We start from the raw sequence: 15194 nt of genomic DNA on the forward strand, positions 1-15194 counted from the left end.
CCCACTTCCAGGCAAGCTGACCCACCGTTTTCGCGAGCAAGCCCGCTCCCAAAGAGGGTTCTGTGCAGAGCATAATTTTCTTAGCACTGAAGATCCAGTGTGGGAGCGAGCCTGCTCGCGAAGAGGTCGGCACATCCAACATCCAGGCAGCCTGACCCACCGCTTTCGCGAGCAGGCTCGCTCCCACAGGGGCTATGGATGACCGGGAGATCGAGGATCTGACACAAGACCATTGTGGGAGCGGGCTTGCCCGCGAAGAGGCCGGCACACCCAACATCCAGGCAGGCTGACCCACCGCTATCGCGAGCAAGCTTTGCTCCCACAGAGGAAACAGTGCCGGACACAAATTTTATGCCCACTGAAGATCCAGTGTGGGAGCGAGCCTGCTCGCGAAGAGGTCGGCACATCCAACATCCAGGCAGCCTGACCCACCGCTTTCGCGAGCAGGCTCGCTCCCACAGGGGCTATGGATGACCGGGAGATCGAGGATCTGACACAAGACCATTGTGGGAGCGGGCTTGCCCGCGAAGAGGCCGGCACAACCAACATCCAGGCAAGCTGACCTATCGCTTTCGCGAGCAGGCTCGCTCCCACAGCTTTTGGCTTTAAACGCTTACTGCTTAGTGATGCTCCCGCGTCGCGCGGAATTTCACATCCGGCCAGCGCTCTTCCATCAGCGCCAGGTTGACCCGTGTTGGCGCCAGGTAGGTCAAATGCCCACCACCATCCAGCGCAAGGTTTTCCACGGCCTTGTTGGAAAACTCTTCGAGCTTTTTCTTATCGCCGCATTCGACCCAACGGGCGGAGTAAACGGTGATCGGCTCGTAGGAGCACTCGACCTTGTATTCCTCTTTCAGGCGGCTGGCGACGACGTCGAACTGCAGCACACCGACGGCGCCGAGGATGATGTCGTTGCTGCGCTCCGGGAAGAACACCTGGGTGGCGCCTTCTTCGGCCAATTGCTGCAAACCTTGGCGCAACTGCTTGGACTTGAGCGGGTCCTTCAGGCGCACGCGGCGGAACAGTTCCGGGGCGAAGTGCGGGATGCCGGTGAAGCCCAGGGCTTCGCCTTCGGTGAAGGTGTCGCCGATCTGGATGGTGCCGTGGTTGTGCAAGCCGATGATGTCACCGGCGAAGGCTTCTTCCAGTTGCTCGCGTTCCGAGGAGAAGAAGGTCAAGGCATCGCCGATACGCACGTCCTTGCCGGTGCGCACGTGGCGCATCTTCATGCCTTTTTCGTATTTGCCGGAGCAGATACGCATGAAGGCAATGCGGTCGCGGTGCTTGGGGTCCATGTTCGCCTGGATCTTGAACACGAAGCCTGCGAACTTCTCTTCCACCGGCTCCACGGTGCGCTCGTTGGCAACGCGCGGCAGCGGGCGCGGGGCCCAGTCGACCACGGCGTCGAGCACATGGTCGACGCCGAAGTTGCCCAGGGCGGTCCCGAAGAAGACCGGGGTCAGTTGCCCATCGATGAATTCCTGTTGGTTGAACTCATGGCAGGCGCCCTGCACCAGCTCCAGTTGCTCGACGAAACGCTCGTACTCATCGCCCAGGTGCGCGCGGGCTTCGTCGGAGTCGAGCTTCTGGATGATCTTGGTTTCGGTGCGTTCATGGCCGTGGCCTGGGGTGTAGACGATGATGTAGTCGTCGGCCAGGTGGTACACGCCCTTGAAGTCGCGATAGCAACCGATCGGCCAGGTGATCGGCGCGGCCTTGATCTTGAGGACGGCTTCGATCTCGTCGAGCAATTCGATCGGGTCGCGGATGTCGCGGTCGAGTTTGTTGATAAAGCTCACGATCGGCGTGTCACGCAGACGGCAGACGTCCATCAGCGCGATGGTCCGTGGCTCGACGCCCTTACCGCCGTCGAGAACCATCAAGGCCGAGTCCACCGCGGTCAGGGTGCGGTAGGTGTCTTCCGAGAAGTCTTCGTGGCCCGGGGTGTCGAGCAGGTTGATCATGTGATCGCGATACGGGAACTGCATGACCGACGTGGTAATGGAGATACCCCGCTGCTTTTCCATCTCCATCCAGTCAGAGGTGGCATGGCGGTCGGACTTGCGGGATTTCACCGTGCCGGCCACCGCAATCGCCTTGCCCATCAGCAAGAGCTTTTCGGTGATGGTGGTCTTACCGGCATCGGGGTGGGAAATAATGGCGAAAGTGCGGCGTTTCGCGACTTCGGCGGCCTGTTTGGTCATGGGAAATCGCCTGGCAGGTGATTCAAAAAAGGGCGGCGATTATAGCTCAACTTGGGCCAGGAACCGAACCGTTGAGCACATCGAGGGTGGCCAAATGCTGCCCAGCATGGGAACCTTTTGCCGCGTGGAGCCGTCCACAACCCTGATATGAGCAACCGTCGGGGCCTGCGAAATCAGCAAGTTAGCCTGACGAGGCTGCGCCCATGGCTCGCTTCGACGGTCCTTTGACCCGCCTCGAAAAGAGCTGCTTCTCGCGAACGTTTTCCCGGCATCCCATGATGGTTTGCCGCCCGAGCAAAGCGTGCGCCGACTAAAAGAAAAAGGAGTCCGCCTGTGGCTATCCGCTATGGCAAAGGGCTGACAGGGGCTGCGTTCGTCGTCGCACTCCTGGCCCTGTTGGTCCACTGGATTGGCATCGATACGATCCAACGCTACCGCGACGATCTGCTGTTTTACCTGCAAGCGCACCTGATGCTTGTATTGGCATCCATGTTGGCGGCCCTGATAGTCGGCATCCCAGCCGGCATACTCCTCAGCCGCCCCGGCATGGTCGGGCGTGCCGAACGCTTCATGCAAGTGTTCAACATCGGCAACACCGTGCCCCCCCTGGCCGTATTGGCCATCGCCCTAGGCGTCCTGGGCATCGGCAACGGGCCCGCCATCTTCGCCCTCTTCCTCGCCTCACTATTGCCCATCGTGCGCAACACCTATGAAGGCCTGAAAAACGTTCAAGGTTCCCTCAAGGAAGCCGCTATCGGCATCGGCATGACTGCGCGCCAGGTGTTGTGGAAAGTCGAATTGCCCAACGCCGTGCCAATCATAGTCGGCGGGGTGCGCGTGGCCCTGGCGATCAACGTCGGCACCGCGCCCCTGGCGTTCCTGATCGGCGCCAACAGCCTTGGCAGCCTGATCTTCCCCGGCATCGCCTTGAACAACCAGCCGCAATTGCTGCTCGGCGCAGCCTGCACCGCCCTGCTCGCTTTGCTGCTCGACGGGCTGGTGACACTGGCCAGCCGCCTCTGGCTGGAACGCGGTCTACGACCGTCCTGAGCCTGGCTGGATAAAGGAAACGTTATGAAGAAGATGAGCTTGATTCTGGGCTGCCTGCTGCTGTTCGCAGGGTTTGCCCAAGCCGCTGAAAAACCGCTGATCCGCCTCGGCGCCCGGGTATTCACCGAGCAGACATTGCTGGCGGAAATCACCGCGCAATACCTGCGTGACAAAGGTTACGACGCGCAAGTCACCGGCGGCCTGGGAAGCAACCTGGCCCGTAGCGCCCAGGAATCCGGGCAATTGGATTTGCTTTGGGAGTACACCGGCGTGTCGTTGGCGGCCTACAACCATGTCACCGAAAAACTCGACAGCGCCCAATCCTACGCTCGAGTGAAAGAACTCGACGCGAAAAAAGGCCTGGTCTGGCTTGCTCCGTCGAAATTCAGCAACACCTACGCCTTGGCCCTTCCTGAAAAAGTCGCGAAGAAGTACCCGCAGATCAACTCCATCAGCCAGTTGAACACGGTGTTGCAGGCCGAGGCCGACGAGAACCATCTGGTTGCCCTGGACACCGAGTTCGCCAACCGTTCCGACGGCCTGGCCGGCATGGTCAAGCAGTACGGTATGAACCTGACCCGCAGGAACATCCGCCAGATGGACGCGGGCCTGGTCTACACGGCGCTGCGCAACAGCCAGGTTTTCGCCGGTTTGGTGTACACCACCGACGGGCGCCTGAATGCCTTCAAACTGAAGCTGCTGGAAGACGACAAGCATTACTTCCCCGACTACACCGCCGCGCCGGTGGTACGCCAGGCATTCCTTGACGCGCACCCTCAACTGGCCGCGCAACTCAAGCCCCTGGCCGAACTGTTCGACGACGAAACCATGCGCCAGCTCAATGCCCGCGTGGACGTGGATCATGAAAGCCCTTCCGCCGTTGCCGCCGATTTCCTGCGTCAGCATTCGCTGCTCTCAACCCAATGACCTGGAGGAAAAGCCATGGATTTTCTTGACGCCTTTTCCCATCTGGACTGGCCGCTGGTGCTGCACCTGACCTTGCAGCACATCACCCTGGTGGGCATCGCCGTGACCCTGGCAATCGTGATCGGCGTGCCGCTGGGCATTTTCATGACCCGTTTCCCGGCGCTCGCCGGCCCGTTGCAGGCCAGCGCCACGGTGCTGCTGACGATTCCGTCGATTGCCCTGTTCGGGCTGCTGCTGCCGTTCTATTCCAAGTTCGGCCAAGGCCTGGGGCCGATGCCGGCGATCACCGCGGTGTTTCTTTATTCACTGTTGCCGATCATGCGCAACACCTACCTGGCCCTGACCGGGGTCGAACCCGGTATTCGCGAAGCCGCCCGCGGCATCGGCATGACCTTCGGCCAGCGCCTGCGCATGGTCGAACTGCCCATCGCCGTGCCGGTGATCCTGGCTGGCGTGCGCACCGCCGTTGTCATGAACATCGGCGTCATGACCATCGCCGCCACCATCGGCGCCGGTGGCCTGGGCGTGCTCATCCTCGCTTCCATCAGCCGCAGCGATATGTCGATGCTGATCGTCGGCGCCTTGCTGGTCAGCCTCCTGGCCATCTTCGCCGACCTGCTTTTGCAATGGCTGCAACGCTCGTTGACTCCGAAAGGATTACTGAAATGATCGAATTACAAAACCTCAGCAAAACCTTCAAGAGCAACGGCAAGGATGTGAAAGCCGTGGACTCGGTGAACCTGACCGTCAACGAAGGCGAGATCTGCGTGTTCCTCGGGCCGTCGGGCTGTGGCAAGAGCACCACGCTGAAAATGATCAACCGACTGATCCCGCCGACCTCGGGCAAGGTCTTGATCAATGGCGAAGACACCACCGGCCTGGACGAGGTGACCCTGCGCCGCAATATTGGCTACGTGATCCAGCAGATCGGTCTGTTCCCGAACATGACCATTGAGGAAAACATCACCGTCGTCCCACGCCTGCTGGGCTGGGACAAGCAGAAATGCCACGACCGCGCCCGCGAATTGATGAGCATGATCAAGCTTGAACCCAAGCAATACCTGCACCGATACCCGCGCGAATTGTCCGGCGGCCAGCAACAACGGATCGGCGTCATCCGCGCCCTGGCGGCCGATGCGCCGCTGTTGCTGATGGACGAGCCCTTCGGCGCGGTCGACCCGATCAACCGCGAGATGATCCAGAATGAGTTCTTCGAGATGCAGCGGGCATTGAACAAGACCGTGATCATGGTCAGCCACGACATCGACGAGGCCATCAAGCTGGGGGACAAGATCGCGATCTTCCGCGCCGGTAAATTGATCCAGTGCGATCACCCGGACACGCTGCTGGCACATCCCGCCGATGAGTTCGTCAGCAATTTCGTCGGTCAGGACAGCACGCTCAAGCGGCTGTTGCTGGTCAAGGCCGAAGACGCGGCGGACAACGCCCCCTCGGTCAGCCCCGAAACCCCGGTGGCCGAGGCGTTGGAACTGATGGACGAACATGACCGGCGCTACGTGGTGGTCACCTGTGCCGAGAATAAGGCCCTGGGGTATGTAAGACGCCGCGACCTGTACCGTCAGACCGGAACCTGCGGCCAATACCTGCGGGAATTCAATGCCACCGCCGCCTACGACGAACATCTGCGGATCCTGTTGTCACGCATGTACGAGTTCAATCGCTCGTGGCTGCCGGTGATGGACGCCGAGCGGGTGTTCCTCGGCGAAGTGACGCAGGAATCGATTGCCGAGTACCTGAGCTCCGGCAAGTCCCGTGGGGGCAAGACCAGTATTGTTTCGCCGGCGGAGGCTGCGTCCTCCTGATCGATCACCGCAGCCTTTAGCTGGCTTTTGTGGCTGCTTTTGTGGCGAGGGAGCTTGCTCCCGCTTGACCGGGCTGGCGCTCCAGTGCGAAGCGCTCATCGCTTCTTTGGGGCCGCTGCGCGCCCCAGCGGGAGCAAGCTCCCTCGCCACAAAGGCAAAAGCCATATAGAGCAAGCTCGAAACCGATCGAGGGGAACGTCAATCTGTCACGCAGGTCGGTTACATCATGAGCTGTCGCGGACCGCACGACGGATGCGTGCAAAAACGCGACATTTTTAGTTGATCTCAGGTCCCTCACGCCCTAAAGTTCGCGCCGAACGTCCATGCTGGAAACGATCCATCCGGCTCAAGTACTGACGACGAGACAGCAAGGCCAAGGGAATCAAGCGTCCCATGGCCTTTTTGCTTTCGGCGACATGCCTTGGGAAGTAGGCGAACCAAAGTGGGGATACGGAGGACGTTCGCGGGGGCAGCTTGCCCTCAAACCCATTGATTCTGATGTTTGCCAGTAGGAGTCCCAAGTATGTCGATCCAGGTCGAAGATTATTTCGCGCGCGAAACCTTTCAGAAAATGAAGGCGTTCGCCGACAAGCAGGAAACCCCGTTCGTGGTGATCGACACCGCGATGATCGCCCAGGCCTATGACGACCTGCGCGCCGGTTTCGAATTCGCCAAGGTCTACTATGCGGTCAAGGCCAACCCGGCGGTGGAAATCATCGACCTGCTCAAGGAAAAAGGCTCGAACTTCGACATCGCCTCGATCTACGAGCTGGACAAGGTCCTGAGCCGTGGCGTCGGCCCGGAGCAGATCAGCTACGGCAACACCATCAAGAAATCCCGAGACATCCGCTATTTCTACGACAAGGGCGTGCGCCTGTACGCCACTGACTCCGAAGCCGACCTGCGCAACATCGCCAAGGCCGCGCCGGGCTCCAAGGTGTATGTGCGGATCCTCACTGAAGGCTCGACCACCGCTGACTGGCCATTGTCGCGCAAGTTCGGCTGCCAGACCGACATGGCCATGGACCTGCTGATCCTCGCCCGCGACCTGGGCCTGGTGCCGTACGGCATCTCGTTCCACGTTGGCTCGCAACAGCGCGACATCAGCGTCTGGGACGCGGCTATCGCCAAGGTCAAGGTGATCTTCGAGCGCCTGAAGGAAGAAGACGGCATCGTCTTGAAGCTGATCAACATGGGCGGCGGCTTCCCGGCCAACTACATCACTCGTACCAACAGCCTGGAAACCTACGCCGAGGAAATCATCCGTTTCCTCAAGGAAGACTTCGGTGACGACCTGCCGGAAATCATCCTGGAGCCGGGCCGTTCGTTGATTGCAAACGCCGGTATCCTGGTCAGCGAAGTGGTGCTGGTGGCGCGCAAGTCCCGTACCGCCGTCGAGCGCTGGGTGTACACGGACGTGGGCAAGTTCTCCGGCCTGATCGAAACCATGGACGAAGCCATCAAGTTCCCGATCTGGACCGAGAAAAAAGGCGAGATGGAAGAAGTAGTGATCGCCGGCCCGACCTGTGACAGCGCCGACATCATGTATGAGAACTACAAGTACGGCTTGCCGTTGAACCTGGCAATCGGTGATCGCCTGTATTGGTTGTCGACCGGCGCCTATACTACCAGCTACAGCGCGGTGGAGTTCAATGGGTTTCCGCCGTTGAAGTCGTTTTACGTGTAACCCCGACGGCTAAAGAGAAGGTCCATGCAATCATGGACCTTTTTTTATTTTCGCAGCCAGGTTTCAAAATCCTTCAACTCAGTCAAGCAATGGTCGAGCGTCGTTATCGCCGTATCCAATTTCAAATTCAGCTCTCCCAAGGTACGCGAGGGAATCGCTCGGTCGAGTTCCTCCACTACGCTGTGCATCCGCTGGAACAGCGCTTGGGCCAGCAAGCTCATGTGTGAATTCAAATTGACGAAAGCACCGGACAAGGATGCGATATCAGCCTTGTACTCCGCAGCCCTGACCGAGGCATCCGGGGAGGAATAAACAATGTCCCAGGGCGGTGTGGTATCGACCTCTTGGAACAACGCCTGCCCTAGCGTCGGTTGGGCATGACAATGGCAGGACCGTTGATCCATGGCGCTGGTAAATACCGCGTTCACACCAAACGACTCATTGTTCAGCTCGGTGAACTTGAACGCCAGCTGTCTGATTGAGCTCCTGACGGTAATGAAGCGAGCGTAAAACTCATGGACCAGGTCCCCGATGTTCTTCGGTGGCCTTATCGTCCAGCGCTCGGAACGGGAAAAACTGAACTGTCGAAAATCCAGGTCGGCGAGCAGCTGCCGCCTTGAGCTCTGCGCCGTGATATCCAGCGCCTCCTGGGTGAAAGATCTCAGTTCCTCCGTATGGGCGCCGCAGGACACCCTGATTGCATTAACGTCTTGCTCCAATGCCGAAAGATACTCCGCATGGAAGTACGCATTGTTCAAACGTGTATCCATAGCCAACGTAGCAGGCTGATGGCCGGCTATGCGACGTCGCTCCAAGACGACCGGAATCTTGTCAAAGACCGAGCGCAGCGTATCGAGAAAATATATGCGGCGATCTAGAGTCCTGCGCTGAGTCTCGGTAAAACCACTTTGTAATGAGTTCATGATATGCCTTGATGATGGCGGCCTATCGGGCCGCCAACGTTCTATCAATTAACATTCTTGGCTCACGCCGAAACCACCTCAAATCAGCCATTGGCCGGAAAGGGGGCGCAGATATTGAATAACGCCGGGAACAGTGGAGAGAACCTTCTGGATATCTTCTTCAATAGACGGCGATTCTTCACGAGCAAAAACCTTTGCGAACCTCTCATAGGCGCCAGCGATGTTTGCGAACTCCTTGACATAGTCCAAGCGAAAACCATCCAAGCTATCCAGGCTTTTGACCAACTCTATTTTCCCTCGTATGACGGCGATGTCCTTGTCTTGCACGTCAATATCGATACGCAGCTGACGGACTCTTTCCTTGAGCGTGTTGTAACCAGCAACCATACTCAGATAGGAAATCGTTTCGCCAATACCAGCGACCAGTTTTTTCAGTGTGTCCATCGCCAGCAGTGCGACTTGTACCTGAGGTGGCGCCATTCCCATCGCCGCCAAGTTTTCCACTGTCAGCTGCGCCTCCTGGCCAAATTTTTCGACGCCATTTTTCCTGATCGTCTCTATCGCTTCGGAAACTGACTTGGCCTGCTCATCCAGCTCGATACGCTTGGCTTGCGCATTAGCTTTTTGCTCCTCTGCATAGGCTCGATCTTGTTCCAGTACAAGCACCCATTCTTTCGATGCCGACCTGTCATAGTGAGTGCTCAGGCTCAGCTGGATTCCACCCAATTCCTTGGCCTCTAGACTGATCAATTTATTTAACTTATCAACTTCAAATTCAATCTCCGAGCGAAAATCCTCCTTATCTTCCTCATCAAATCGGTCCATTTTAGCTTTATAGGTTTCAAGTTTTTTTGCCGTTTGCTCCAGATTGAAAATTGTCGTCTGCGCGCGTTTGCGAAGTTCTGCCGTCTCGACATTTGCTACGGATGCCAAACCCGTCATTGTTGCTACCACATCGGGCAAATAATTGTGAAACTCTAAAAGTAACTGCGCCTGCGTCCTAGAGCTCTGCATGCCCTCGTTAGAGCCTAACAATGCACTGACATTCAGTTGTGGGTAATACGATTCATTCGACATATAGGACATTCTCGCCATCCTTGGTTTAATTAAGTTACCGGCCTGATATTCCTTCTCGGCCTCATCAAAAATCGCCAGCAGCGCATCGGAACGGTGTTGAATCTCATTCTCCCAAGGCGAAACCACCAGCTCGATCTGGGTAATGAACATTCTCAGCCTGACGGCGTTTTCTATTTTTTCGACATGTTCCGATGACGATTCTATAAAGTTGCTTAGCGAGTTCCACACCAACATGAGGTTGCGCGTCGCCGCCTCCGCCTCAATCGTTACAGCACTTAGGTTTTGAAGATCCCCTCGCACACGATTCAATGAAGCTAGCGTCTGACTTTTACTCGACAGCTTCTGAATATCGCCATCCTGTTCGTTCTTTAACCGATTTCGTTCTTTGCGCAACTCTTCAGCCTTGACGCCCTGATAGATACCCATTATCAATCCGCCGATATTCAAGGTCGCGGCGGCGCGAATCGCCTCTTTAACCATATCGGCATACTGCTGATTAAGCTCGTCAATACTAGCGGCACGCTGATCAATTTCTTTCTGAATGACTTCAATATCCTGCTTATAGGTATTGTCGCTGACAGCTTTCAATCGCAACTTGACCGCCGGCAGCACGGTCTCGCGCATATCGATGCCAAACTTATCAAGCTCGAGCCTCACTCCTTCGGCATTCTTATGATTTTTTTGGACTTCGAACAACATCTCCTTAAGAAAACCTTGTATCTCCTCAATGTCCCCCTTTTCTACCGTCAGGTCCGGGAGATCGGGCAGCGTGCGCATAAGCTCGAAATACTCTTCGACTGTTTTGATTTTATGCTTCTTCAAATAGTCCGAAGCGTCAAGATACTCATACACAGCAATTATTCGCTTGCCGTATTTGGTGAATGTATCCGAGAAGTTGCTCAGTTGATTGCCCGTCTGCATGATACGCTCACGCAAAGGTGACCAACGTTTGGCATGATCATACGTGATGGCGAATGTCCTCTGAAAGTCAACCGCCTTGAGCCCCGGTCCGCCCACGTCACCCGCGCCATAATTCAAATACACTTCCACATCTTGTAAACGAACAGGAAGCGATAAACCCAGCACTTCATATTTTTTCAGGCTAATGATCTGTTCCTTGGTTAGCTGTATTCCCGGTTGCCTGTTATTTCCTCCGCCCTCACCGAAAGACGCTTTCACAAACACCTCAGGCGCCTCCGCGGCCGCCTTGACTATCCTGTCATCCAACTCGATTTCCATCTTTAACTTCCTGTCATTAGACTATCCAGTGTTATTGCGCACACTTATAAAAGCGCGCAAAAAGACTCTAGGATATATCTGCAACACGCCACAACACCTCAAGTATTAACAAACAAGACAGCCGAGCGCGCCGAAGCGCAAAACTGTCGACCCGACAAATCCTGAAGTTATAAAACTCGAAATATGTTTATGGACAACAACACTATTTAGAAAGACATAGGGCTGGCGGCAGGCCTAGTTATGAGTTGTCGCTGCCCGTTATTTGAAAAAGCCGCTGCCGATAAGCACAAGCCATGGCACGAACTTCCGGATGCAGAGCATCCCGCAACGCCTCACTGCTCACGCGAAGGAAACTCACATTTCCACCCGCCAGCGCCTCGCGCAGCCAAGTCAGGGACTCGTCGATGCGACCTTCTTGCGCCAGCACCGCCGCATGGCTGAACTGGCCTCGGAAATCTCCAGCTTCGGCCGAACGCCGATACCACTCGGCCGCCGCAACTGGATCCGCCGGGCAACAGCGCCCGTCCTCCAGATAACGCCCCAGCAGGTTCATTGACTTGGCGTGGCCCAATTCTGCGGCGCGGCGGTACAGGGCCAACGCCTGCGGCTGATCTTCAGTAACCCCACGCCCGGTCGCCAACAGGTTGGCGTAGTTGTACATCGCCCAATCCAGCCCTGCCTCGGCGGCCTGTCGATAATGGGCGGCAGCGACTGCAGGATCGGCAACACAGCCCCAACCATGCTCATGGCAACGGCCCAGCATGTTGCGCGCCATCAAGTGCCCGCGTTGGGCGGCGATGTCGAACCAGCGCAGGGCCAGGGGTTTGTCCTGTTCGATGCCCTGGCCATCCAACAGAATTTGCCCAAGCAACGCCTGGGCCTCCAGCACGCCAGCGCCAGCAGCGATGAGAATCGCCTGGGCCGCGCGCGCCGGGCTGTCCTTGAGCATGGCTTTGAGGCTTTCGCCGTCGAGCACCTCTTCTCGGCGCAGACGAAAATCCGCCACTTACACCTCGACCCAGCGGCGCAACAGGTTGTGATAGGTGCCGGTCAGGCGGATCAACGAAGGGTGGTCGGGTACGTCCCGGGTCAATTGCTGGATCGCGCCGTCCATCTCGAACAGCAGCGCCCGCTGGCTGTCTTCGCGCACCAGGCTTTGTGTCCAGAAAAACGAGGCGTAGCGCGCGCCCCGGGTGACGGCGTTGACCTTGTGCAGGCTGGTCCCCGGATACAACACCATGTCGCCGGCCGGCAGCTTGACCCGCTGGGTGCCGTAGGTGTCCTGGATTTCCAGCTCACCGCCGTCGTAGTCCTGCGGGTCGCTGAAAAATAGCGTCGCCGACAGGTCGGTGCGCACCCGCTCGGCACTGCCCTTGGGCTGGCGCACGGCATTGTCGATATGGAAATCGAAGCTGCCGCCAGCGCTGTAGCAGTTCACCAATGGCGGGAACACCTTGTGCGGCAGGGCCGCCGACATGAACAACGGGTTTTTCCACAGCCGTTCAAGCATGGCCGCGCCGATCTCCTTGGCCAGGGGATGGCCCTCGGGCAGTTGCAGGTTGTGCTTGGCCTTGGCCGATTGATAACCGGCGGTGACCTTGCCGTCCTCCCATTCGGCCTGCTCCAGCGCTTCACGAATACGCTGCGCTTCTTCGGCGCTAAACACACCGGGGATGTGCAACAACATGGCATTCGGACCTGTGGATAGAGGGGCGCCAATGGTAGTGATTCTTATTGGCTGTGCACAACCCCGCACAACGCACCACTCGACGGAAACCGTAAGGGCAAATTGTAAAGAATGTAAATTCCTCTCAAATAGCAATATTTCGCAATTGATACAAATACCTGTTTCCCCTATATTCCGCGGCCTCAAACCTTGGGGAAGGCACTGTTCATGTCGCGTCAACAACTACAATCACCGGCCCATTCACCTCGTTTACTGGCTTCCGCCATCGGCGTCGCGCTCAGTGCTACCTCCGTGGCGCAGATGGCCCAGGCGGCAGAAAATACCGAAGAAAAAGCCCCGCGCAATGCCATTTCCCTGGATGCCACCAGTATCACCGGCGAAGCCCAGGACACGACGTCCTATCAGGTCGAGAAAGCCTCGTCCTCGAAATACACCGCGCCGCTGGTCGACACGCCACGCTCGGTGACGGTCATCCCCCAGCAAGTGCTCAAGGACACCGGCGCGCTCAACATGCAAGACGCGCTGCGCACCGTGCCCGGCATTACTTTCGGCGCGGGTGAAGGCGGCAACCCCCAGGGCGACCGCCCCTTCATCCGTGGCTTCGATGCCCAGGGCGACACTTACCTGGATAACGTGCGTGACACCGGTTCCCAGAGCCGGGAGATCTTCGCGGTCGAGTCCATCGAGGTCAGCAAGGGCCCCAACTCCGCCATCGGTGGCCGTGGCGCCGCCGGCGGCACCATCAACCTGGTGAGCAAGAAAGCGCATCTGGGCGACTCCTTCGACGGCGGTTTCACCTGGGGTTCGGACCAGACCCAGCGCTACACACTGGACGGCAATTACCAGTTCAGCGACAGCGCCGCCGGCCGTCTCAACCTGATGAGCCATGAAAGCAACGTCGCCGGTCGTGACAAGGTCAACTACGACCGCTGGGGCGTCGCGCCATCGCTGGCGTTCGGCCTGGGCACCGATACCCGGGTCAACCTCGATTACTACCACCTGGAAAGCAACGACCTGCCGGATTCGGGCATTCCCTACACCGTGCCCGCCTCGGGTCGTACGGCCGATCGCACCAAGGCCAACCCCGACAAGCCCTACGCCGGCGGTGACAGCAGTAACTTCTACGGCCTCACCGACCGCGACTTCCGCAAGACTCGCGTCGACACGGCGACCATCGCCATCGAGCACGACCTGAGCGATGCACTGACGGTCAAGAACACCCTGCGCCACGGCTCCAGCATGCAGGACTACATCCTGACCCAGCCCGACGACAGCAAGGGCAACGTCAACAATGGTACGGTCTGGCGCCGGGCCAACACTCGCGTCAGCAATGTCGACACCACCACCAACCAGACCGATCTGTTTGGCGATTTTTACGTCGCAGGATTCAAGAACAGCTTCTCCACAGGCGTCGAACTGAGCCGCGAAACCGGCGAGAAATCCTCGTACAACGTCAACACCGACACCGTGCCGGGCACCGCCGCCGCGAACACCAACTGCACCCCGGCGACAGTCGGCTCGCCAAGCGGGAACAACTGCACGTCGCTGTCCAATCCAAACCCGAACGATCCCTGGAACGGCGCGATTTCCCGCAACTACGCCGGCACCGACACCACCAGCGTCACCCGTGCGCTTTATGTGTTCGACACTTTGGAGCTGTCACCGCAATGGCTGGTGAACATGGGCTTGCGTTACGACCACTTCGACACGAAATACAAAACCTACAATGCCGCCGGCACCACCACTTCCAAGGGTGATGACACCAGCGAGTTCGTTACCGGCCAGTTCGGCCTGGTCTGGAAACCTGCGGACAACGGCAGCATCTATGCGTCCTACGCCACCTCGGCCACGCCGCCGGGCAACACGGTCGGTGAAGGTCAGGAAGGCAACCCGCTGGGTGGCACGCCGGACCGCAGCGGCAACCTGCTCGCCAGCGACATGGAGCCGGAAACCACCAAGAACTACGAAATCGGCACCAAGTGGGACTTGCTCGACAGTCGCCTGTCACTGACGGCCGCGATCTTCCGCACCGAGAAGGAAAACGCCCGGGTCCAGGTCGACACCACCACCTATGAAAACGCCGGCAAGACTCGCGTCGACGGCCTCGAACTGTCAGCCAGCGGCAAGCTCACGGAAAAGTGGCAAGTATTCGCCGGCTATAGCTACCTGGACAGCGAACAGGTCGATGGCGGGCCGTTGAGTGTTACCGATGGCAATCAATTGCCCAACACACCGAAGAACAGCGCCAGCGTCTGGACCACCTATGCCCTCACGCCAAAGCTGACCATCGGTGGCGGTGCCTTTTATGTGGACGATGTATTTGGCAGCGTGGCGAATACTACGATGGTCGACTCCTACGTGCGTTACGACGCCATGGCCAGCTACAAGGTCAGCAAAAACCTGGACCTGCAACTCAACGTGCAGAACCTGACGGACGAGACTTACTACGACAAGGCTTTCTCGACCCACTTCGCCAACCAAGCGGCCGGGCGCACCGCGTTGTTGAGTACCAATTTCCACTTCTAAAAGTGAAAAAAACCGATGCCGATGGTCAGGCAATGGACCTGTGGTGGCTAG

At 58.0% G+C, this 15194-nt stretch carries 11 protein-coding genes; 6 read left to right on the plus strand and 5 right to left on the minus strand.

The window, feature by feature from the left end; genetic code table 11:
• Positions 1 to 620: 620 nt before the first annotated feature.
• Positions 621 to 2204 carry a peptide chain release factor 3 gene (locus tag J3P81_RS20980; RefSeq protein ID WP_434560681.1) on the minus strand — a complete coding sequence of 528 codons (1584 nt, stop codon included), beginning with the start codon at positions 2202 to 2204 and terminating at the stop codon, positions 621 to 623.
• 333 nt (positions 2205 to 2537) lie between these two features.
• Between J3P81_RS20980 and J3P81_RS20985 the strand changes: the two genes are divergently transcribed.
• The 5 genes from J3P81_RS20985 to J3P81_RS21005 all read left to right on the plus strand — a co-directional run bounded on the left by J3P81_RS20985 (position 2538) and on the right by J3P81_RS21005 (position 7691).
• A complete protein-coding gene (locus J3P81_RS20985) occupies positions 2538 to 3254 on the plus strand; it encodes an ABC transporter permease (protein ID WP_420765551.1) in 717 nt (238 codons plus the stop codon).
• A gap of 24 nt (positions 3255 to 3278) precedes the next feature.
• Positions 3279 to 4181: a glycine betaine ABC transporter substrate-binding protein gene (locus J3P81_RS20990; RefSeq protein WP_434560683.1), complete on the plus strand. Its 903-nt coding sequence runs from the start codon at positions 3279 to 3281 to the stop codon at positions 4179 to 4181.
• Positions 4182 to 4196: 15 nt separating this feature from the next.
• Complete coding sequence (locus J3P81_RS20995) at positions 4197 to 4850, plus strand: ABC transporter permease (RefSeq protein ID WP_434560685.1); 654 nt, start codon at positions 4197 to 4199, stop codon at positions 4848 to 4850.
• On the plus strand, positions 4847 to 6004 hold the full coding sequence (locus J3P81_RS21000; RefSeq protein ID WP_434560687.1) for an osmoprotectant ABC transporter ATP-binding protein OsmV: 1158 nt from the start codon (positions 4847 to 4849) through the stop codon (positions 6002 to 6004). Before J3P81_RS20995 ends, J3P81_RS21000 begins: the two co-directional genes overlap by 4 nt.
• 523 nt (positions 6005 to 6527) lie before the next feature.
• A complete protein-coding gene (locus J3P81_RS21005; protein ID WP_420765555.1) occupies positions 6528 to 7691 on the plus strand; it encodes a type III PLP-dependent enzyme in 1164 nt (387 codons plus the stop codon).
• 44 nt (positions 7692 to 7735) lie between these two features.
• Here J3P81_RS21005 and J3P81_RS21010 read toward each other — a convergent pair whose 3' ends face one another.
• The 4 genes from J3P81_RS21010 to J3P81_RS21025 form a co-directional block, all read right to left on the minus strand.
• Positions 7736 to 8614 carry a hypothetical protein gene (locus J3P81_RS21010; protein ID WP_434560689.1) on the minus strand — a complete coding sequence of 293 codons (879 nt, stop codon included), beginning with the start codon at positions 8612 to 8614 and terminating at the stop codon, positions 7736 to 7738.
• A 78-nt stretch (positions 8615 to 8692) separates the two neighbouring features.
• A complete protein-coding gene (locus J3P81_RS21015) occupies positions 8693 to 10930 on the minus strand; it encodes an alpha-xenorhabdolysin family binary toxin subunit A (protein ID WP_434560691.1) in 2238 nt (745 codons plus the stop codon).
• Positions 10931 to 11168: 238 nt separating this feature from the next.
• Entirely contained in the window at positions 11169 to 11879 is a 711-nt protein-coding gene (locus J3P81_RS21020; protein ID WP_434564151.1) for a tetratricopeptide repeat protein, read from the minus strand.
• A gap of 57 nt (positions 11880 to 11936) precedes the next feature.
• Entirely contained in the window at positions 11937 to 12617 is a 681-nt protein-coding gene (locus tag J3P81_RS21025) for a Fe2+-dependent dioxygenase (protein ID WP_434560693.1), read from the minus strand.
• Positions 12618 to 12824: 207 nt separating this feature from the next.
• Between J3P81_RS21025 and J3P81_RS21030 the strand changes: the two genes are divergently transcribed.
• Complete coding sequence (locus J3P81_RS21030) at positions 12825 to 15143, plus strand: TonB-dependent receptor (RefSeq protein WP_434560695.1); 2319 nt, start codon at positions 12825 to 12827, stop codon at positions 15141 to 15143.
• The last annotated feature ends 51 nt before the right edge of the window (positions 15144 to 15194 follow it).

The organism is Pseudomonas sp. R1-6 (assembly GCF_051132115.1).
Classification (GTDB): domain Bacteria; phylum Pseudomonadota; class Gammaproteobacteria; order Pseudomonadales; family Pseudomonadaceae; genus Aquipseudomonas.